Source organism: Acinetobacter sp. BD54, from assembly GCF_044778325.1.
GTDB lineage: Bacteria > Pseudomonadota > Gammaproteobacteria > Pseudomonadales > Moraxellaceae > Acinetobacter > Acinetobacter baumannii.
Window position 1 is genome coordinate 310,436 of the sequence record NZ_JANJEP010000001.1, and the last position, 21,056, is coordinate 331,491.

Below are 21,056 nucleotides of genomic sequence, written 5' to 3' on the forward strand. Positions count from 1 at the left end.
CTAATAAAAGACGATTCTAATTTGAAATGTATAAATGAAGTCCCATTAATTTTATAAAGGTAAACAAACATAGTATGTATGAATGTGTATGATCAAGTTCATAAAATTCGTACTACGGTTTCCAAAAGTATATAAGGAATAAAGATGAATATTGCGGCGCAGCCTCCAGTTCAGGCAGATCAAACAGTTTATTTAAAAGATTATCAAAAACCTGCGTTCTTGGTTGAATCAATTAATCTTGATATTCAAGTCTATGACGATAAAACAATTGTTGATTCAACATTAGTCATGAAGCGTCAAACTGCTGGAGACTTGGTGCTACTGGGCCGTGATCTTGAGTTGCAATCTATTCAGCTCAATGGCCAAGATCTTACTCCTGCACAATATTCACTCGATAGTGAACAACTGGTGATCACTGATGCACCAGATGAAGTCATTTTACAAACTCAAGTGATTATTCACCCTGAAACCAACACTCAGCTTGAAGGTTTATATAAAGCTGGTGACTTGTTTGTAACGCAAAATGAACCTGAAGGTTTCCGTAAAATTACGTTCTATCCAGACCGTCCAGACGTACTTTCAGTTTTTACTACACGTGTAGAAGCAGACAAAAAATATCCGGTTTTACTTGCGAATGGTAACTTGCTTGAAACAGGTGAAGTTGGTGAAAACCGTCACTTTGCGATCTGGCAAGACCCGACTAAAAAGCCAAGCTATTTGTTTGCTTGTGTGATTGGTGATTTAGCTGTATTGAAAGACCGCTATACGACTTCGGAAGGACGTGATGTCGCTTTAGAAATCTATGCCATTGAGAAAGACATTCCAAAATGCCATATCGCAATGGAAGCTTTAAAGCATTCTATGCGCTGGGATGAAGAGCACTATGGCCGTGCCTATGATCTCGACAACTATATGATTGTTGCGGTGAGCCAGTTCAACATGGGTGCCATGGAAAATAAAGGTTTAAATATCTTTAACACCTCATGCGTACTTGCCGATGAAGAATACACCACTGACGCAGCGATTATGCGTGTACAGTCTGTGATTGCCCATGAATATTTCCATAACTGGACAGGGAACCGTATTACTTGTCGTGACTGGTTCCAGTTGTGCTTAAAAGAGGGTCTAACTGTATTCCGTGATCAATCTTTCTCGGAAGATTTACAATCTGCTGCGGTTCAACGTATTGACGATGTCGCTGTTCTTAAATCACATCAATTCCCAGAAGATGCAGGTCCATTGTCGCACCCACCACGCCCAGACCACTTTGTAGAAATTAATAACTTCTATACAGCGACTGTTTATGAAAAAGGTGCGGAAATTAACCGCATGATGTCGACATTACTGGGTAAAGAAAAATTCCGTCAGGGAACGGATGAATATTTCCGCCGTCATGATGGACAAGCCGTAACTGTTGAAGACTGGGTTGCTGCACTCTCTGCAGGTTCAGGTGTTGATTTATCTGCATTCTTAACTTGGTATAATCAACCAGGTACACCAAAGCTTGAAGCGAAAGGTGAATATGATGCAGCAGCGCAAACTTATCGTTTAAGCTTTAAACAAAGCCTAAAAGCGCATCCGAAATATCCAAATTTAAAAGCTGTCCCAATTCCTGTAGCGTTGGCATTATTTAATGCGAAAACAGGTGAACAATATACGCTCCAAAACGAAAGCCTATTTGTAAATGGTGTTAAAGATGGCGTGTATTTATTTGACCAAGACGAGGCAACTATTGAGTTTACAGGGGTAACTGAGCAACCTGTTGTTTCACTACTACGTAATTTCTCTGCACCTGTAAATCTGGTATTTGATTACAGTGATGAAGAATTAGCATTCTTAATTCAACATGAAACAAATGGTTTTAACCAATGGCAAGCAACACAAACCTTGCTTGAACGTATTTTGTTAGAAGATCACTCTGCGGATACCTATATTCAAGCTATTCAAAGCACATTGCCTGAATTAGTTGGTCGTGATCCACTTTTAGCATCGCGTTTGTTTGATGTACCAACTGAAGGTTATTTAGGTAGCCGTATTGATCAAAACTATGCACCAGCCGATATTCATGTAAAACGTGAAGCCTTACTCAATCGTTTGGCTCAAGAGCTGGGTTCGTTCTGGAAAGATACGTACCTTACACTGGACCCTGACTTGCAAAAAGAATTTTCTTTAGCGATGGGTGTACGTGCATTAAAGAACATTATGCTCATGATGATGGCGCGTCAGGGTGATCAAAGTGCATTTGAATTAGCTTACGATCAATATCAAAGCACGGGGAATATGTCTGAACGTTTAGGTGCCCTGCGTGTACTAGTGTGGCAAAGTGCGCCTCAAGCACAAGAAGCCCTAGCTGATTTCTATAACCGCTTTAAAGACGAAGCATTGTCTTTAGACCAATGGTTTATGATTCAGGCAGCAAACCCAAATGCCACAGTTGAGACAATTGAATATCTAACTCAGCATCCTGATTATGACTTAACCACACCAAACCGTATTCGCGCCGTGAGTGGTGGTTTGTCAAATAACCCTGAAAATACATGGGGCTTTGGTGTAGCTCACTTTATTAATCTTGCAGAATATCTGGACGAGAAAAACCCGATTTTAGGTTCACGCTTATTACAGGTGTTATCTCGCTGGTACACGCTTGCCGAACCTCAGCGCACTCAAGTGCAACAGGCTTTACAAGCGTTGCAGCCTAAAGTGAAATCTAAAAACGTTTCTGAAACTTTAAATAGTATGCTGAGCGTTTAATAATATTTAAGCATATTGAATAGAGGCCTCTTGAGGGGCCTTTATTTTTTTATATAATTAACTAAATCAAAAAAAATATAAAGAAATAGGAATTATATCTCAATTAATACTTAATGATTTATTTTAAATATATCTTTTAATTATTCTTAAAAATAGAGACTAGCATATCGATTAATTAGAAAAATATTTTAAATTATTCTATAAATTTTATTTTTATTCTTATATTTTTTGCTAAAAATATTGAAATATTTATTTAAATTTTTTCTAAATTATTTTATTGGTATTAAATTAAATTAATAAAAATCAATTATTTGTTTTTTGTATTGTTAATGAATTGTTAATGGAGGGTTAGAATGGGTAATTGTATTTTATTAATTGAAAATTGAAATAAAAACATACTCATACAATTTAAATTTTTTTATGTATGATGCCAAAAATAGAGTAAAAAATATAAGCTTTAAAAGAGCAGTCGAATAAAAGTGATTGTAATGGTGAAGATTAATTTTTTTACATCTATTAATTCCAACAATTTAATGTAAAAAGGTTTTAACCATGAAAAAGACTTTTTTTTATTTATCAGCATTTGCTGTAGGATTATCTTCTCTCAATGCAGCCAATGCCGCTACAGCAACAGGTACCTTGACGGTTAGAGCTACAGTAACAAATAGCTGTGTCCTGAATACCTCAGCTACTGGTACGACAGCTAATGCAGTTCTAGACTTTGGCACCTTAAGTTCTCTGGCTGGTAATGTAGACGCAGATACTACGACTACTGGTGGTACTCCAATTAGGGTGTTGTGTAACAACACAGTGCCATGGACTTTGTCATTTGATGGTGGACAAAATGTTCTATCAACTCAACGTCGTATGATTGGTGGCGCGTCTACTACAGAATATATTCCTTATAACCTTTACTCTGACACAGGACGTGCTACGGCTATTGGAGTTGCAACAACTGCTTATAGTGGAACAGGCACGGGTAATGTCCAGACAGTTAACGTGTATGGCCGTATCCCTGCTGGTACAACTTTACCAAGTGCAGGTAGCTATGTTGACACTGTGACAGTCACAGTAACTTATTAAATTTTATAAATTATAAATATAGTTAGCCCTTTAAAAGGGCTAATACTTTAGAAAGATATACTTGGGTAAATTATGAAAAAAAACATTTTTATTATTACGGGATTATTCTTATCTTTATCGAGCACTATTTATGCCGCTACAATTCGTCTTTCGCCTGTAACGGTGGAAATTTTAAGTAATCAAAGTGCTTCTTCGATTAGTTTATATAACCAGTCAAATGAAAGTACCGATTTACAGGTGCGTGTATTTGAGTGGAGTCAAAACAATGGACAGGATCAATTAACCCCTACGGATGAAATTGCGGTTAGTCCACCTTTTTTAAAATTACAACCTAATGACTCTTATAATTTACGTGTAGTGAGGGTTAATCCAACGCCAGTTTCTGGTGAAAAAACTTATCGTATTATTATTGATGAGCTACCAAAACCTATGGATAGCCGCAAAGTTAGTCAAGGTGTAAATGTCTTACTTCGCTCATCATTACCTGTATTCGTAGTGAATAAAGATGCGATTACTCAATTAAATTGGAAAATTGATAATAGTCAAAAAACCACTTCTTTAAATATCAGCAATATTGGAAATAGGCATGCACTTTTAAATGACTTAAAACTTGTAGATCTAACAGAAAATAAGAGCTACTCCATTAAAGTAAATACAGTGAATGGTTATATTCTTGCAGAACAATCACGAAGCTATCCGATTAGTAATTTTTCATATCAGCCCGGCCATAAATACAGTATTTCCTTAACAGTTAATGGTAAGAAAGTCACGCTATAAGAGGCTTATATGAAATATATTATAGGTGTCTTATGTGTTACATATCTTCCTGCATATGCTTTTGCTGAACAGTTACAGGACAATACGAATGTGCCGGTTCCAAGTATTCCGGACACGATTGACAGCAAAAGTAAAAACACGCAGATAAAGATAAATGAACAGGAGCAAGATAATAACGTTGCACAGCTTTTTTTAAATATTTCTATTAATTCCAACCCTTCTGAGGATTTAGTAGCCGTAAGACAAGATCAAGATAAAAAATTATATATCCGTGCCCGTGGCTTAAAAACTTTAAGACTAAAAATGGATGATTCCATTTCTGATAGCCAGTGGATTTGTCTTAATGAGCTTAAAGATATCCGGTTTAAATACTTGGAGAATGAGCAGTCTTTAAACTTACAAGTACCTCCTCACATGATGACAGGCTATTCGGTTGACTTAAAAGGGCAGCAGATCACCAGTCCGCAGCTACTTAAAATAAAGCCTTTAAACGCTGCAATCCTGAACTATAGCCTGTATCACACCATAACTAATGATGAGAATGTTTTCTCCGGTTCGGCAGAGGGAATTTTCAACAGTGCGATCGGTAACTTTTCGTCTGGTGTGTTATATAACGGAAATGATGAAAATAGTTATAGCCACGAAAAATGGGTACGTCTGGAAAGTAAATGGCAATATGTAGACCCTGAAAAGATCAGGATATATACCCTAGGGGACTTTATCTCCAATAGTTCGGATTGGGGCAGCAGCGTCCGCCTTGCAGGCTTTCAATGGTCGAGTGCCTATACTCAACGTGGCGATATTGTCACTTCGGCACTGCCACAATTCTCTGGTTCAGCCGCACTGCCTTCAACACTGGATTTATACGTTAACCAGCAAAAGATTTATTCAGGACTTGTCCCGTCAGGCCCTTTTGATATTAAACAGCTCCCTTTTATTTCCGGAAATGAGGTCACACTTGTAACTACGGATGCTACTGGTCGGCAGAGCATTACCAAAAAGCCTTACTATTTTTCATCCAAGATTCTGGCAAAAGGTATTAATGAGTTTTCAGTGGATGTTGGGGTTCCGCGCTATAACTATGGCCTATACTCAAACGATTATGACGATGCTACCTTTGCATCAGGGGCAATTCGATATGGTTACAGCAACTCATTAACCTTAAGCGGTGGGGTAGAGGCTTCAACAGATGGTTTGTCTAACATTGGAACAGGCTTTGCCAAGAACCTGTTCGGTATTGGGGTGATTAATGCTGATATTGCAGCAAGCCAGTATAAAGATGAAAACGGTTATTCTGCCTTGTTGGGTTTAGAAGGTCGGATTAGTAAAAATATTTCTTTTAACACCAGTTACCGCAAAATATTCGATAACTATTTTGATTTGGCACGAGTATCTCAGGTTCGATATTTAAAAGATAATCAGAGTGATGCTGAGTCACAAAACTACCTTAACTACAGTGCGTTGGCAGATGAAATTTTTAGGGCAGGAATTAATTATAACTTTTATGCAGGTTATGGGGCCTATCTGGGGTATAACCAGATTAAATATAGTGATAACCAATATAAACTGCTATCGGCCAATTTAAGTGGGAGTCTGAACAAAAACTGGGGATTTTATACCTCTGCCTATAAAGATTATGAAAATCACAAGGACTACGGTATTTACTTTGCGCTGCGATATACACCTTCGAATAAATTCAATGCCATTACTAGTGTTTCTAGCGACAGCGGTAGATTGAGTTATCGACAAGAAATTTTCGGTTTGTCGGACCCGCAAATTGGGTCATTTGGATGGGGAGGCTATGTTGAGCGAGATCAGGATAACCATGACAACAATGCATCGATCTATGCCTCTTACCGTGCCCGTGCTGCTTATTTGGCAGGTCGCTATAACTGAATTGGAGATAACGATCAGGTTGCTCTTTCGGCAACGGGATCTTTGGTAGCTGCAGCAGGACGGCTCTTTGCGGCCAATGAAATTGGAGATGGATATGCTGTTGTCACTAATGCAGGCCCGCAAAGCCAAATCTTAAATGGTGGAGTAAATTTAGGCTTTACGGATAAATCAGGGAGATTTTTGATTCCTAGTCTCATGCCATATCAAGAGAACCATATTTATTTAGATCCTTCATTCTTGCCTCTAAATTGGAGCGTTAACTCCACTGAACAAAAAACTGTTGTAGGTTATCGCCAAGGAACAATGATTGATTTTGGCGCACATCAGGTCATCTCAGGATTAGTGAAACTTGTTGATAAAAATAACTCACCGTTATTACCGGGGTATAGCGTTCAAATTAATGGACAGCAAGATGGAGTGGTTGGCTATGACGGTGAAGTGTTTATTTCAAACTTATTAAAACAAAACAAACTTGTAGTCGATCTTCTTGATCATGGCTCATGCCAAGTTGACTTTACCTATAACAGTAATCAGTACTCAACTAAAAAATTGGGACCTTATGTATGTCATTAAATTTTATGAATAAGGCTCAAATAGAGAGCTATAAAAAACTTCCACGGTCTTTAAAATACTTCATAGGCATTTGCTTATTTTATCTCGTTTATGCATTTTTTAGTCCTGCACAAGCTGCTTGCACGGTAAGCGGGACTACAAATAGTACTTTTAATTACACTGCAGCAAATATTAATAGTGATGCAACCGTAAACCTTTCAGGAACAATTACTTGTACGAATTTAGGACTTCCCCAGATTTCTAATTTTATGTGTATGAAAACCGTATTTACAGGAGCAACCACTGCGAATAATAGTGTGACTTTACCCTATACAGTTACTGCAACTGTAGGCGGGGCTGGCTCTTCTACTACCAACCAAACCTCCAATGTGTGGTATGGTCCAGTAGCAACAGTCGCATCAAATAATATTGTGAGTTACTCGGTAAATATAAAAGTACCAGCTCGAACAGGGTCTCTCATTGCATATCCTAAAGGAACCTATACGGCTTCGGTTCGGTTGTATTGGGATATGGATCTTTTGGGTTTGTCATGTGGCGATTTACTTGGTGGCTGGGATTCTGGTGATACATTACTAACAGCAAACTTTGTGGTCCCAAGTCTGTGCCAATTAAACTCAACTTCAACTGTAGATTTCGGCAATATTAATGATATTGGTACGACTAAGCGTGATTACACAGCTCAAGGAGCAGTGAATACTACCTGCAACTATGGAACACCTTATAGCATTTATTTAGGGGATGGAAACCACCGCATAGCTGGTGGTTTTAGGCGTATGATTCATGACAATAATGATTATATTCCCTATCAGCTATATAAAGATTCTAACTATAGTACGGTATGGGATGCTACAGGAGGTGTAACCAATGTTGGTGGTTCAGGTGGAGTCTCAAAAACTGGTACAGGTAGCGCCCAAAGTACACCCGTTTATGGAAAAATTCCGCAAGGTACTTCCATCTCAACTAAACCGGGAAACTATTCTGATAGTGTTGTTGTGACAGTGACTTATTAATTTTAAAACTATACGTGGAGCTTTTATTTCAATAGATCCGCGTAATACCTTTGATATTGTCCACAATAGTTTGAGTATAAAAAGAGAAAGTTAAAATATTCTTAGTTTTTGAAACTTGGTCGTCATCAAAAACAGTTTGACTTAAAAAGACATTCTGTATATTTAATAATTAGTTCCAAAAAGGAACTGAATAGCAAAACAGGCAATTAAAAATAAAGGTGAATAAATGTCGGATATTATTTTGCATCAATGGGAAATTTCTCCATTTTGCCAAAAAATTGCAAGAGCTTTGAAATTTAAGGGAATTCCATACGAAACGATTAATTACAACGGCATTCTTGGAGCGAAAGTTCCTTTGCTCAGTAAAGTGGGCAAAGTACCTGTTATTGACCATAAAGGGCAGCGTATACAAGACAGTACCCGTATCGCTCGCTACCTAGACGAAACCTTTCCGGATACACCTCGACTTTATCCCGAAGACGCAAATCAAAAGGCACTTGCAGAACTTTGGGAAGACTGGGCAGATGAATCACTCTATTTTTATGAAGTATATTTAAGAGTAAATGATTCGGAAGCTTTAGAAGAAGCAATTCGTATTAGCAGTATTGGCCGCCCTGCATATGAAAAACCTATGGTGAAGGGTTTTATTTTAGCTGAACTCAAAACACAGCTTTTCTTTCAAGGCTTGGGCAGAATGAAAGCTGAAAATGTTGAAGAAGAATTTATACGACACCTCGACCGTGTTGAGCAGGTTTTATCACAAAGTGAATGGTTAGTAGGTGAGAATCAAACGATTGCAGACATAGCTGTAGTTGCTCAACTTGGTGAAGTCATTCGTACAAGTAAGAAGTTTGGTAAGGAAATCTTGGATCGTCCATTTATGGCAGCATGGTATAAAAAACAAACAGGTTGAGACGACTATGGCATCAGCAACACCAGATAAAATACGAGATTGTGCAGTTGTTATTGGCGTTGGGGCATCACAGGGCATCGGTGCTGCTGTCTGTCATCGCTTTGCAAAAGAGGGCTTAAAAGTTTACGTTGCTGGACGTACTTTCCAAAAAATTGAGGCAGTAGCTGCCGAAATCCATGCCAATGCAGGTGAAGCTGTGGCATTTCGTCTAGATGCAGAAGATATCAATCAAGTACAGGCATTATTTGACACCATCATAAGTCAGAATGAACGCATTACTGCAGTTATTCATAATGTTGGGGGAAATATTCCCTCAATTTTTTTACGCAGTCCGTTATCATTTTTTACTCAAATGTGGCAATCCACTTTTTTATCAGCCTATTTAGTTTCTCAAAGCTGTTTAAAAATATTTAAAGAACAAAACCACGGTACGCTTATTTTTACCGGAGCCAGTGCTTCATTGCGTGGAAAGCCTTTTTTCGCAGCTTTCACTATGGGGAAATCTGCCTTGCGGACTTATGCATTAAACTTAGCTCAAATTTATAAAACTCAAGGCATTCATATTGCTCATGTCATTATTGATGGAATGGTGGATGGCGACAGAATTAATAAAGCTTTATTTGGTCTAGGACGTTTCATTCGTCTCACACGGGGGACAGGTGGACTCAATATTAATGCCATAGCCGACAACTATTGGATGCTCTACCAGCAAAGCCCCGAGCTTTGGACACACGAGCTAGATTTACGTCCATACCAAGAAAAATTTTGAGAGACTCATATGCTAAAAACAATATTTCAGAAGTTTCAAAAAAAGCAGGGCTGTGTAGTTATTGCAGGTCATGATATAGAACTACTTGACCAGAACTTTGTAATTTTAGACAAAAATGAGCAATCTCCATTGCATGTCTATCAAGCTGTGCATGATTCTAGCGTTCAGAATATACAAGTAAACCGTGTAAATGATGGCATAACGAGTGTCCGTTTAAACTTGGTGAATACTGAGCATTTAAAAAGCTTACTCAAATATATTGCCAGCCATAGTCATAACATTGAGTTATGCGTGTTTCAGCCAAATTTTTCATCTGCGCCAAATATTGAAGCTTTATCTTTAGAAGAAATTGAGCACAGTTGGCAAACAACGGGTTTAAGCGCAGTGAGCGTGTCACAAGCAGTGATTAAACCAATGCTAAAGCAGCAGCGAGGCACTGTTATTTTTCTTGGAGCGCCATCTAATAACTCCACTCACTACGATGTGTTAAGTCAAAGCATGTTTGCGAGTATTCGAGCGTTATCACAGTCATTGGCAAGAGAGTTTCAGCCCAAAGGAATACACGTGACATATTGCATGGTGGAAAAATGGGATGGGCAAAACCAGCACTTTATTTCATCTGTTAAACAAGTCTGTCAGCATATCTATCAGCAGCCAAATTCTGCATGGAGCCAAGAGCTTAGCGTGTCTTGAGATTTTACTTTCGAGTGTTCTTAAAATAGAGTACTGCTTTGGAATGACAACAGAACAATAATTTTGAAGGTACTTAAATGTTAAATATTAAGAATATTCAACAAACGGTTAAAGTAGCAACTACAATGGCAGCTTTGATGTGCTTTTCTTCACTGGCACAAGCATATCAATATGAGCAAACCGCGCGTTTAATTAATGAACGCTTATCTTATATGAAAGATGTTGCAGGCTATAAGGCAGAGCAGCATTTACCGATTGAAGATTTAACACAAGAAAAGAAAGTACTCGATCAATCGCTTTCTGAAGCCGACTCTTTTGGGCTTAACAGCGAAACAGTAAAGCCATTTATAGTAGCGCAAATGGATGTGGCTAAAGCAATCCAGTACCGTTATCGCGCCGACTGGTTGTCGAGCCCGGAAACCAACTGGAAGCCTCAAAACTTAAGCGAAGTACGCTTAAAAATTAGCGCTTTAAACACAGAGCTGCTAAAAAATATCGCCTATGAACTTAAGAAAAATAATAACAAAGCGCCTCATGGCTGTAGCTATATGTGGCCTGTTCAGCATCCTCAACTTAAAGAAGCTGACAAGAGGGCTTTATGTGTAACATTGAATAAAATCAAATTAAAACAATGAACCACCCAAAGCCCTCCCTATAAGTAAATTATTCAATCAACATTAAATCGGCAGTATTGGCAGATTTAAGTGGTCGTAAAGCAAAGGTTGAACGCGTGTGGCGGATTCCTTTAATCGAGTAGAGCTTTTTACGTAAAAAACGTTCGTAATGCTCGGCATCTTTTACGGCCACTTTCACCAAATAATCATAGTCGCCCGTAACTAAATGCGCTTCGACCACTTCTGGAATGTCTGCTAAAGCCTCGCTAAAGTTTTCTAGCATTTCATCGTCGTGGCGTTCTAGGGTAATTTCGATAAAAAACAACTCATGAATGCCAATCGCTTTGGGGTTTACGTTTACGGTATAGCCTTCAATAATTTTTAGACTTTCTAAACGTTTGAGTCGAGTCCAGCAAGGCGAAGATGAAAGCCCGACTTCTTCGGCGAGCTGTGCAACCGTTAAACGGCCATTTCTACGTAGGGCAGATAATATTTTCCGATCTATGCGATCTAGTATGTATTCTGTGCTGTTCAAAATATAAACCAAAGAAGATTCTTCTGTTAATTTTAAATATACGTGATTTTTATGCTGATATCATTTAAAAAAACTGAAAATTCAGTAAACATTTTGAGCGACACAGCCATACACTATTTCTATGCATCGGACTCTACTGGATAGGAGTTGTGATGAAGCAAAGAGCACTGTTTCAGTAAGGGTGACTAAACAGTGCTCTTTGCGGATCTTACCCAAAAATCAAATATCAGGAATTTTTGATTCATACTTTAGAATCATTAAATACTGGTTCAATAATAAATATATTCTTATTGGTCATAGCGCTCATCTTTCCAAGAATCTTATTAAATATCCTAAATAGCTAAATATTATTATTGAAATTCATAAAAGCACATACTTTAATCCCTAACCAAAGTACTAATTTAACAATTAAATAAGCGAGTATAATAAAGATTATTAATTTGTTAAAACTTAATCACCTAATTTTAATAAGGTGATTAAATATTCGAAAGAGAAGAAGGTTATCCTGTTTTCTTTATTATTAATAGACACTTAGAGATAATTATTATTTAATACGCCCGCAATATTATGACTAATACTTTTAATAACTTTGTCGGGGAAATAATGCGTAATTTTTTAGTAACAATTTTCACTTTATTAGTAGGAACATCAATTTATGCGAGTCAAGAATCTAAAAATCTTCTAGAGCAAACACAATGTGAGAAAGCAGTAGAGCTTCATGGTTTTTTAAGCCGAGCTCAACTTGATTGTAACTATCACTATTATTCAGAAGAGTTAAAAGAGGCTGCCGCAAAATGTACTAAACATGATCTCGGCGAAAAATATGGTAGAGAGGTTATGAAATTTGGGATGAAGGAATTTGAAGAGCGGAAGAAAGAGGATACACAAGGCCACTTTTGTCATAAGGTTTTAAAAGAATTTCCAAAATATATTAAACAATAAAAAAATAAGGTTTTAAAAACCTCTTCTAGCAAGCCGATAAGATGGATTTAATTATTCATTTTATCGGTCTATAAATTTACTAGTTAAATTAGAGAATAATTCTTAAAAAATTAGCTAATATAAAACTTCACCTTGTTTTAGATCTAACAACAATCATTTTTTAGTTTGAATCCCTTATTGTAACCATAAAAATAACATTTCCTTCCTTGGATTAGCCGTTCGTTATGTATTATGGAGGAAAAATAAGCATCAGTCGGCATTCAAAGTCTTAATTAATATAGCGGAGTACATTTTAAGTTTACTTATATTTTTAAATTTCAAAAATAAAAGATTCTAGAATGGATGATTAAATCTTAAGTAAAGTTATTTTATAGAGTTTTTAAAGCTTTATTTCTAGCCAATATCACATTGACACCTAAAACCCCTCCGATTATCCTTTGCCTGCTGGCCTACATTGCCAGTTGGTTTTAGCAGACCATTAGCCAAAGAACACGAAAAAGTAATCACTTTTTTGTGGGAATCCTTGCGTGCCCCCTCTGCGGCGGAACGGGAGGGGGACACCTTCGGGTGTGCTGGATTCTTTGGCTCCAGTCTGCTAACCCTCTTTCGTTTCGCCACCATTATTTAGCAGTAATGTGGTGGAACTTCTTTATAGCCAAAGGAGTTCGCTATGCGTACTAATTCTTCTCATTTATTGGTTTTTGCCAAAGTCTTTCTGTCTATACCACTTAAACAGTCTATAAAGCGGTTGAATCGACTCTAGGTTTTTTCACCTAAACATTGTTACGACTAAAAAATCATAGCAACAATAAACCCGAGATAGGCGAGCACATCTTTATTGTGCGGCTTTTGCATGTCTGTTTTTAGCACTCAATTTAAGAGTGACGGCATGTCTATCTCTTTTATATACAACAAAAAATTATTTTAAGCGGTATAACTATGCCAAATTTAGAAGCTTCCTTTAGAGCACTTAGAGTGCTTCACACAGCAAGAGATTTATTTAAACAATACGGATTTCACAAGGTTGGTGTCGACCGAATTATTGCTGAGTCCAAAATTACCAAAGCCACCTTTTACAACTATTTCCACTCTAAAGAAAGACTCATTGAAATGTGCTTAACCTTTCAAAAGGACGGGTTAAAAGAAGAAGTATTTTCTATTATTTATTCATACCGTGAACTTATGGTATTTGATAAGCTCAAGAAAATCTTTTTTCTGCATGCCAACCTCGAAGGGCTGTACCGTTTACCTTTGCAGGCCATTTTTGAAATTGAAAAGTTTTATCCAACTGCCTACAAGGTGGTGGTTGATTATAGAAACTGGTTGGTGACCCAAATACATCAATTACTTTTAACCATTAAAGCCGCAGCTACACTCGAAGATGCCTATATGTTTTTGTTTGTGATTGATGGGGCAATGGTCCAGCTTTTGAGTAAAGATAGAATAGATGAACGAGATAAATTATTAGATTATTTTTTAATAATGATGTCCTAGACTAAAAATAAAAGCCCCGATAATGGGGCTTTTATAATGTTAGTTACTAACTAAAATCTCAATTACCACTTATGGCTATAAGTCACTTTTAACGTTACACCATTTGCAACTAAGTGACTGGTATTATCGCTTGTTCTTAATAATTGGCTATATAGAGGATAGTACTTGCGGTTAAACATATTCTCTAAACCAATCGTCATGGTGTCTTTTTTATTAAGTGCAAAGCTACTGATTAAATCTGCTGTTGTATAAGATTTTACATCGTAGCGACCAAAACTATTCTTGCCGTTTAGGCGGTAATCTTCTGAACCGAAGTAAGTGGCTTGTAAACGGTTTGTCCAAGTTTCTGTTGGGCTATAAGAAATATAACCTGTGAGTTTTAATGGCGGAATACGGAAGCCTGTCATGTCTTGCTCAGCACCGTTTTGCGGTTTTTCACGGCCTTTCATCCATGTAACACTACCACCAGTTCCCCAAACATTGGCATCGTCCAGATAGTCAAAAGTTGCTTCAACACCAGTGACTTTTTCTTTAGTTCTAGCGAGGACTAAACCATTGTTGAATGATTGTACAGCACCAAGGTCAGAAGTAGAGTGGAAGACCGCTAAGCTTGAAGAAAAATTATTGAAATTTCCTTTCCAGCCCAACTCATAATTATCGACTTTTACAGGTTCTAAGAATGACGAACCAAGGTTAAAACCTTCACCAGCATTACGAATAATTAAACCTACATCAGGTAATTGAAAACCTTGGTTAAACGATGCATAAATTGAATGTTGGTCGTTTGGAGAGAAAGTCACATTAGCATTGTACAACCATGCATCAGCTTTCACTTTTCCGCCCTGAACGGTGTAAGGGTTAGTTTTGCCTAATTGTGATAATGGAACAAAGCTATCAATTTGGGCATAGCTGTCTTCATAACGCGTACCAGCTTCTGCCGACCATTGGTCATTAAATCGATGCTTTAACTGTAAAAAACCACCAATACTTTGTGTGGTGAGTTCCGGTAAATAAATAAGTTTGCCAATTTTTACAAACTCTAGGCCACCAGATTGGTCATAAATTTTTTGATCAAAAATATCTAAAGGCATTTCGCTTTTTTCGCGGCTAAAGTCACCACCCCAAACCAATGAGGTGTCACCTAAAAACTCAAGTGGTGTAGTCACAGTTAAGCGGCTACCGAGTACATTATTTTCTTGATAGATCTGATCGACTTGTCCACCACGATTTGCATTTTTTCGTGCATCAAATGGTGAAAAACGAGTAAAGAAGTCGCGGTAATAAATTTGAGCATCAACCTTATTGCCAAAAAAGTCTTTATGGTTATAGGTTAAATTGTATATCTGGTTTTCGTTTTTATTTTGGTCTTTTAGCTTTAAGCCTTTAATTGCTTTCGCTGGCACTGTTCCGGCAGGGGCATTCTTCACACTTGGGTCAGATGCATAATCTGAATCTTGCTCGGCATTATAGTAGTTTGCAGCAAACTGGACATATTGGTTGTCATCAATATGATAACCAAGCTTACCGCCGATGCTATAGCCATCAGAATCATATAAATCACCCTGACTTGGTTCTGGAGCAACACGGTCACCACTTGCATCGTACGGACTACCAATACGTTGGTAACCAAAGTCGAGTGCATAGTCAAAAGCGTTAAAGCTGCCTGTGAAATATTGATGAATATCGCCACTTAAAGCATTAGAACGGAAATTTGTTAAAGGTGTTTGTAGCCCAACGACTGTTTTGGCGGTAGGTTCGCCACCAGCCGCTTTCGTGGTAATTGAAATAATACCGCCAGAAGCGCCACCACCATAAATTGCGTTACTACCGCGAATGACTTCAATGTTAGCAATACTTTCAGGGTCGATAGCTGAAAGACCTCTTGATGTGTCACGTGTCAGGTTCATTGGAACCCCATCGACCAAGATGAGGGCATTACGACCACGTAAAGTTTGACCATAATCGGTAATGGTTCGGCTTGAGTCGGAAAGGCCCGGTACGGCTTTAGCTAAAACAGTTGCAATATTCCCAGATGAACCATTTCTTAAAAGTTCAATTTGTTTTTCATCTAGCTTGGTTACTTGTTTGGCAGATGTAGAAAGTTCATCTGCACGTGAAGCGGTGATTGTAATTGTAGGGAGTGCTTCAGGTTTTTTTTCAGCATCTGTTGTCTCAGAAGGTGAGGCTGCAAAGGCCGAGTTTGAGAGAAAGATGGCTCCACCAAGTGATAGAAGTGGAATGATATTTTTTGCTTCAGACTTCCTAGTAAAAAGTTTATTACTTTTTATCTTATTTCCCATTTTCTCGCCCTGAGAGTGATTGTAAATTCGTCGAATTATAAATGAGAATGATTTTAATTAATAATATTATTAATCTATATAATAGAAGTATTTGTGGCTCTTAAATAAACATAAATAACAAAGATCTTCTAAGAGAGTTAAGAGTTTTGATTAATTTAATATATTTGAAAAGCCTTAAATTTTTTCATATGCAGCATTCTTAAGGAGTCAAAATCTTTTTTTATATAGGTACAAAGAGAAGCAGTGACTTGAGATCAATATCTTTCCACCTATTCCATACTTGTTAATCTATTTATTGTCTAGTCGAATAGTAGTGATCAGCTTTTATCTAAATTTACGATTGAATATTACTTCCTTGTTGTATTTATGACGACATATGTAAACAAGCCTTAATCTATAACACATGAACACTTTAAAATTATTGAAAATAAAGTTTTAAGGTGTAGGTTTTGGATTTTTTTAATTTTTATCGTGATCTTCAAGCTGAGTTAAGCAACTATCCTTGGCTAGAAATGCTAGTTTCGCTCACACTTTTGATCCTTTTTGCTGCATTAGCAAATTTCATTGCTAAACGAATTATTGTTCGGGGAATACGTCATTTAGTGACTAAAATTAAGTCACTCAACCAGTCAGTTTTTGCCCAGCATAGTGTCATTAAGCGATTTGCCAATATTGTGCCGGCCATTGTTATTATGAATGGTATTACCACCGTTCCGCATTTGTCGGAAAAAGCGGTTGCTTTGGTACAGATGGGCGCACAGGCATTTATTTTCCTTACGATTGCGCTCACCATTAGTGAATTATTAAATATATTTAATTTAATCTATCAGCGTAATCCAAAATCTAGAAACAAGCCGATTAAAGGTTACTTGCAACTCGTTAAACTCATTATTTTTGTTGTTTGCGGATTAATGATTTTGGGTACATTCCTGAAAAAGGATGTATTTACGTTGTTGGCTGGCTTCGGCGCAATGGCAGCCGTATTAATGTTAGTTTTCCAAAATACGATTTTGTCATTGGTCGCGAGTGTACAAATTGCCTCTTATGACATGGTACGTATTGGGGACTGGATTGAAATGCCATCGCTCAATGCTGATGGTGATGTCATTGATATTTCATTGCACACGGTGACCGTTCAAAACTTTGATAAAACATACACCACGATTCCAACCAATAAACTAGTGACAGACACTTTTAAAAACTGGCGTGGTATGAGTAATGCGGGCTGTCGCCGTATGAAGCGTTCTCTTTATATCGATCAAACTAGCGTGCACTTCATGACCGAAGAAGAGCAACAAAAACTCAAAGATTTTTTATTGCTAGATCAATACCTCAATGCCAAGCAATCTGAGATTGACGAATTTAATAAGCATTTAGGTAGTCAGTCACGTTATAACAAAAGACGCTTAACCAATATTGGAACATTTAGAGCATATGTTGAATTCTATTTGCGCCAGCATAAGGGTATTGCTCAAAATCAAACGCTTATTGTTCGCCAACTACAACCAACGAGTGAAGGTCTACCATTAGAAATCTATGCATTTACCAATACCACCGCATGGGTTTCTTATGAAGCAATTCAGTCAGATATTTTTGATCATCTGATTGCGATTTTGCCTGAGTTTGGCTTAAGAGTGTATCAGGCACCTTCAGGCCATGATTTTCAGAAATTAACAGTAGAATAAACAACTGTTAGCGTGCTATCTATTTTATTTTCAAATAGATAGCATCTTTTTAATAATTTTATACATTAATTTATAACTATTCTTAGAAAATTATTATTAAATAGCTGTATAAGTTGACTTTGAAAGCTACATGCACATTGTAGCTTAAAAGATTTTAAGCAAACTCAATCTAAAACTTGCAGGAGTAAGGCTTAAGTAACAAATTTGACACTTTGAACAAAGAAAATACTAAATGTTTAAGAATAACAAACAATAAAGTTGCTTTACTAAGATTTGTTAGGTGAGTTGGAGTGTTTGAATGGCTACAGCAATTGAGAACAGAGCTAGACAACTTAAAAACGCTAAACGTGGAGGATATGCGCCAACCATTGCCAAAGACGTAAACAAACATAAAGTACAAAAAATAAGGAGAGCTCTAGACGAAGCCCGGCGATATGTGAGTGAACTAAATGATGAAACGGTTATCTTTGACGATCAGGACGCAAGGCAAAAGGCAGAAGGAGCCAAAGCAATTATTGAAATGTTTGAAGCAGCTTTAAGCGGTGCGTGAGCAGCATCAAACTAAAACATAATCATAAAAGACCTTGCTGAAGACACGGTTAACGTTCTAGCCCCTCGACTAGGCAACTTGGTTATTCAGCAAGGCAGTAAAATAAAAATAATTCAAATATTTCTATATTCTATTTTTTACTCAAAAAAACCAAAAAATACCGGTCAAATAATATTATTGATGAGCTTAATTTTTTTAGAAAATTATTACTAACTATAAAAATTTTTCGGATTGAAAATGTGATGTATTTTACATTTTTATTCATTGCTGTGGTTCGTTATGGAAGTCAGTTTCAGAACACTCTTATAGATTACATTTGGTATTTCAACACTTACATATTGTAATAATATATTCATCATACTTCCCTAAAAGTCTGATCAATCGCGATGGTCAATATAAGAGGGAAGGAAATATGCCAAAATTTCTAATAATTGCCGAGAAGGTTTATAAAAAACTAGAAGAAGATAAATTGTTTTCAGATAACCTGATCGAACAACTAAATAACTTGGTCAGTATTATTCGTAAAGAGATAAAGGGAACTCCCTGTAAACTCAAATACAATTTTATCGATTTTGAAGAATGCCTAAGTAAACCCTTAAGTGAATGCACGATTAAACTCGACATGAGTTTAATGCCTAAATATAAGAATAAGGGTGAATATATTATGTGGCTAGCGAGCTTTATTGAAAGAATCACGGTTGGCGGGCAGCCAAAATTACCACCACTTTCAAGTATTGTGCCAGCCGACTTTAACGTAAAAAAAGAAGCTCAGACGGTAGATGAAAATAAAAAAGCAGTATCGGAAGAAAATGCAAAGATGATTGTGAATTATTTTAATTCTGAAGAATATCAGAAAAATAATAAAAAAATAAATCTGGTTTAAAACCATATAAAAGTGTGTGTCCACCGCACTTTTATAATCGCTGGAAAATTTCAGCAACCGCCTTCTGGGGCGGTTTTCTTTTGCCATATACATACTTAAACAATTACATCATAAAAAATTCCATAACTTATCTGTATAGCATGTTAAGTTTTTCTACACATCTATAAAAATTACGGAAGGGTTTAAACATGAAATGTTCATATCAAGATCTAGATGGAAATATAGTCGAATTAACTTGTGAAAGTTATATACATATACCGTCAGGTGCCAGTGGAAACAAATTGGGAATAGATAATAGGGCAGAAGACTTAATATATATCACTGAAGATTTTAGTTTTTTTAAGAAAACAGAGGCAGATTCAATACCACTCTATCGATTCGCTGTAGATGCTAATTACAATGTTTTTAATAGTGATGAGCTACCAGCTTTGGCGCAAATTGGAACCGATTGGAAAGTACTTAATGAATAACTTTGCGATTGTTAGGTAGCCTATAAGCTAATGCTTTAATATTTTGTAAAATTTATCGAATAGTAAATATTTAACTTATCTTAATACAGGTATTATAAATAGCTAACTGAAAATATAGTCTAAATATTTATAGGCAGTTTTAGACTAGATGTTGATTAGATAGAGAGAAAGAACATGAAGCGCCTTATTATATTATTTCTATTAGCTTATGCTACAAGCTCCTTTGCTCAAGTGCCATTCGAAGTCAGTAAAAGTTGTTTTGTAGTGAATGGTAGAAATATTACTGAGCCTTGCTTACTTTCTTCTACAAATAACTCGACATCTAACTTTGAAAGATTAACTTTTGCTAATACAAAAGTTTTTATTAAAGAATCAAATATTTGTTCAAATAACGATTCATGTGTTTCTGTAGGAAGTAATTTGTCCAATTTAAAAGATGCGACTATTTATTATCGTGATTTAAAAACTAAAAAAATTATTGAAAAACCGGAAAAAGATTCATGGACCTGTTTTAAGCAACCAATTGATAAATTAGACTTTTGTATTTCTTATAATTAATAAAATCTATTTTTAATAAAGAAAATTCTAAATTAGTCTTGGGCATTAAATGCTTCATGGTAGCTTACATCACCTTTAGGAACATAATTTTGAAAACTTAAGGCTTGGAAGTATTCAGGGGGCACACCAGATAGTTTTAGGTCAGGATATGCCTTAAAACCAAAGCGACTGTAATACTTTGGATCACCTAATAAAACACAACCTTTTGCGCCTGATTTTTTTAATTTTTCTAAAGAGCTATTCATAAGCAATGATCCAATGCCTTGTCCTTGCTTATTCGGCGCGACAGAAATAGGTCCTAAGCCATACCAATTCTTTTCACCTGATGAAATTTGCACTGGTGAAATTGCCACATGCCCAACAATAGTATTATCTTCAACCGCAACTAAAGAGACTGTAAGTTGTTTATGCTTTCTTAAACTATTAACAATAAAGTGTTCAGTATGGCTCGTATGTTCAGCATTTAGAAATGCCGCTTTAGTCAATTCTTCAATTTCTTTAATATCTTCTTCTCGCTCATCGCGGATAAAAATATTCATCTTAAGTTTGATCCGTTTTTC

The 21,056-nt window shown here is 36.6% G+C and carries 18 protein-coding genes and 1 pseudogene; 16 read left to right on the forward strand and 3 right to left on the reverse strand.

Going from position 1 to position 21,056, the window contains the following annotated elements; all coding sequences use genetic code 11:
* Positions 1-144 precede the first annotated feature (144 nt).
* From pepN to NQ782_RS01580, 9 genes and pseudogenes are all read left to right on the forward strand, one after another.
* A complete protein-coding gene (pepN, locus tag NQ782_RS01540; RefSeq protein WP_001017220.1) occupies positions 145-2,751 on the forward strand; it encodes an aminopeptidase N in 2,607 nt (868 codons plus the stop codon).
* A 552-nt stretch (positions 2,752-3,303) separates the two neighbouring features.
* The gene (locus NQ782_RS01545) at positions 3,304-3,834 is read left to right on the forward strand and encodes a spore coat U domain-containing protein (RefSeq protein WP_000750672.1); all 531 of its coding nucleotides are present in this window, start codon (positions 3,304-3,306) and stop codon (positions 3,832-3,834) included.
* A gap of 72 nt (positions 3,835-3,906) precedes the next feature.
* Positions 3,907-4,611 (forward strand): molecular chaperone, encoded by a 705-nt coding sequence (locus tag NQ782_RS01550; RefSeq protein WP_057093639.1) that lies wholly within the window; start codon positions 3,907-3,909, stop codon positions 4,609-4,611.
* Between the two features lie 9 nt (positions 4,612-4,620).
* Positions 4,621-7,080, forward strand: a pseudogene (locus tag NQ782_RS01555) (fimbria/pilus outer membrane usher protein).
* The gene (locus NQ782_RS01560; RefSeq protein ID WP_000055764.1) at positions 7,071-8,090 is read left to right on the forward strand and encodes a spore coat U domain-containing protein; all 1,020 of its coding nucleotides are present in this window, start codon (positions 7,071-7,073) and stop codon (positions 8,088-8,090) included. The pseudogene NQ782_RS01555 and the gene NQ782_RS01560 overlap by 10 nt, the downstream one beginning before the upstream one ends.
* A gap of 226 nt (positions 8,091-8,316) precedes the next feature.
* On the forward strand, positions 8,317-9,003 hold the full coding sequence (locus NQ782_RS01565; protein WP_057093636.1) for a glutathione S-transferase family protein: 687 nt from the start codon (positions 8,317-8,319) through the stop codon (positions 9,001-9,003).
* A 7-nt stretch (positions 9,004-9,010) separates the two neighbouring features.
* Positions 9,011-9,772, forward strand: coding sequence for an SDR family NAD(P)-dependent oxidoreductase (locus NQ782_RS01570; protein WP_000135428.1), 762 nt, complete (start codon positions 9,011-9,013; stop codon positions 9,770-9,772).
* 9 nt (positions 9,773-9,781) lie between these two features.
* Complete coding sequence (locus NQ782_RS01575) at positions 9,782-10,465, forward strand: SDR family NAD(P)-dependent oxidoreductase (protein ID WP_046879490.1); 684 nt, start codon at positions 9,782-9,784, stop codon at positions 10,463-10,465.
* 77 nt (positions 10,466-10,542) lie between these two features.
* Positions 10,543-11,100 carry a chorismate mutase gene (locus NQ782_RS01580; protein WP_057093634.1) on the forward strand — a complete coding sequence of 186 codons (558 nt, stop codon included), beginning with the start codon at positions 10,543-10,545 and terminating at the stop codon, positions 11,098-11,100.
* Between the two features lie 28 nt (positions 11,101-11,128).
* Here the strand turns inward: NQ782_RS01580 and NQ782_RS01585 are convergent, their stop codons facing one another.
* Entirely contained in the window at positions 11,129-11,614 is a 486-nt protein-coding gene (locus tag NQ782_RS01585; protein WP_057093641.1) for an Lrp/AsnC family transcriptional regulator, read from the reverse strand.
* A 603-nt stretch (positions 11,615-12,217) separates the two neighbouring features.
* On the opposite strand from NQ782_RS01585, the gene NQ782_RS01590 reads away from it, so the two are divergent.
* Positions 12,218-12,556: a hypothetical protein gene (locus tag NQ782_RS01590; RefSeq protein WP_001243508.1), complete on the forward strand. Its 339-nt coding sequence runs from the start codon at positions 12,218-12,220 to the stop codon at positions 12,554-12,556.
* A 939-nt stretch (positions 12,557-13,495) separates the two neighbouring features.
* Positions 13,496-14,050: a TetR/AcrR family transcriptional regulator gene (locus NQ782_RS01595; protein WP_001133115.1), complete on the forward strand. Its 555-nt coding sequence runs from the start codon at positions 13,496-13,498 to the stop codon at positions 14,048-14,050.
* 62 nt (positions 14,051-14,112) lie between these two features.
* Here the strand turns inward: NQ782_RS01595 and NQ782_RS01600 are convergent, their stop codons facing one another.
* Positions 14,113-16,350, reverse strand: coding sequence for a TonB-dependent receptor (locus tag NQ782_RS01600; RefSeq protein WP_057093523.1), 2,238 nt, complete (start codon positions 16,348-16,350; stop codon positions 14,113-14,115).
* 449 nt (positions 16,351-16,799) lie between these two features.
* Between NQ782_RS01600 and NQ782_RS01605 the strand changes: the two genes are divergently transcribed.
* The 5 genes from NQ782_RS01605 (at position 16,800) to NQ782_RS01625 (ending at position 20,496) form a co-directional block, all read left to right on the forward strand.
* Positions 16,800-18,035, forward strand: a complete 1,236-nt coding sequence (locus NQ782_RS01605) for a mechanosensitive ion channel family protein (protein WP_000345328.1) — start codon at positions 16,800-16,802, stop codon at positions 18,033-18,035.
* A 298-nt stretch (positions 18,036-18,333) separates the two neighbouring features.
* Positions 18,334-18,585 (forward strand): hypothetical protein, encoded by a 252-nt coding sequence (locus tag NQ782_RS01610; RefSeq protein WP_000179474.1) that lies wholly within the window; start codon positions 18,334-18,336, stop codon positions 18,583-18,585.
* Between the two features lie 412 nt (positions 18,586-18,997).
* Positions 18,998-19,468, forward strand: coding sequence for a hypothetical protein (locus tag NQ782_RS01615; protein WP_005123777.1), 471 nt, complete (start codon positions 18,998-19,000; stop codon positions 19,466-19,468).
* 188 nt (positions 19,469-19,656) lie between these two features.
* Positions 19,657-19,938, forward strand: a complete 282-nt coding sequence (locus NQ782_RS01620) for a hypothetical protein (RefSeq protein WP_057093741.1) — start codon at positions 19,657-19,659, stop codon at positions 19,936-19,938.
* 174 nt (positions 19,939-20,112) lie between these two features.
* On the forward strand, positions 20,113-20,496 hold the full coding sequence (locus NQ782_RS01625; RefSeq protein ID WP_000825559.1) for a hypothetical protein: 384 nt from the start codon (positions 20,113-20,115) through the stop codon (positions 20,494-20,496).
* Positions 20,497-20,528: 32 nt separating this feature from the next.
* Here the strand turns inward: NQ782_RS01625 and NQ782_RS01630 are convergent, their stop codons facing one another.
* Positions 20,529-21,035, reverse strand: a complete 507-nt coding sequence (locus NQ782_RS01630) for a GNAT family N-acetyltransferase (RefSeq protein ID WP_001019959.1) — start codon at positions 21,033-21,035, stop codon at positions 20,529-20,531.
* Between the last annotated feature and the right edge of the window lie 21 nt (positions 21,036-21,056).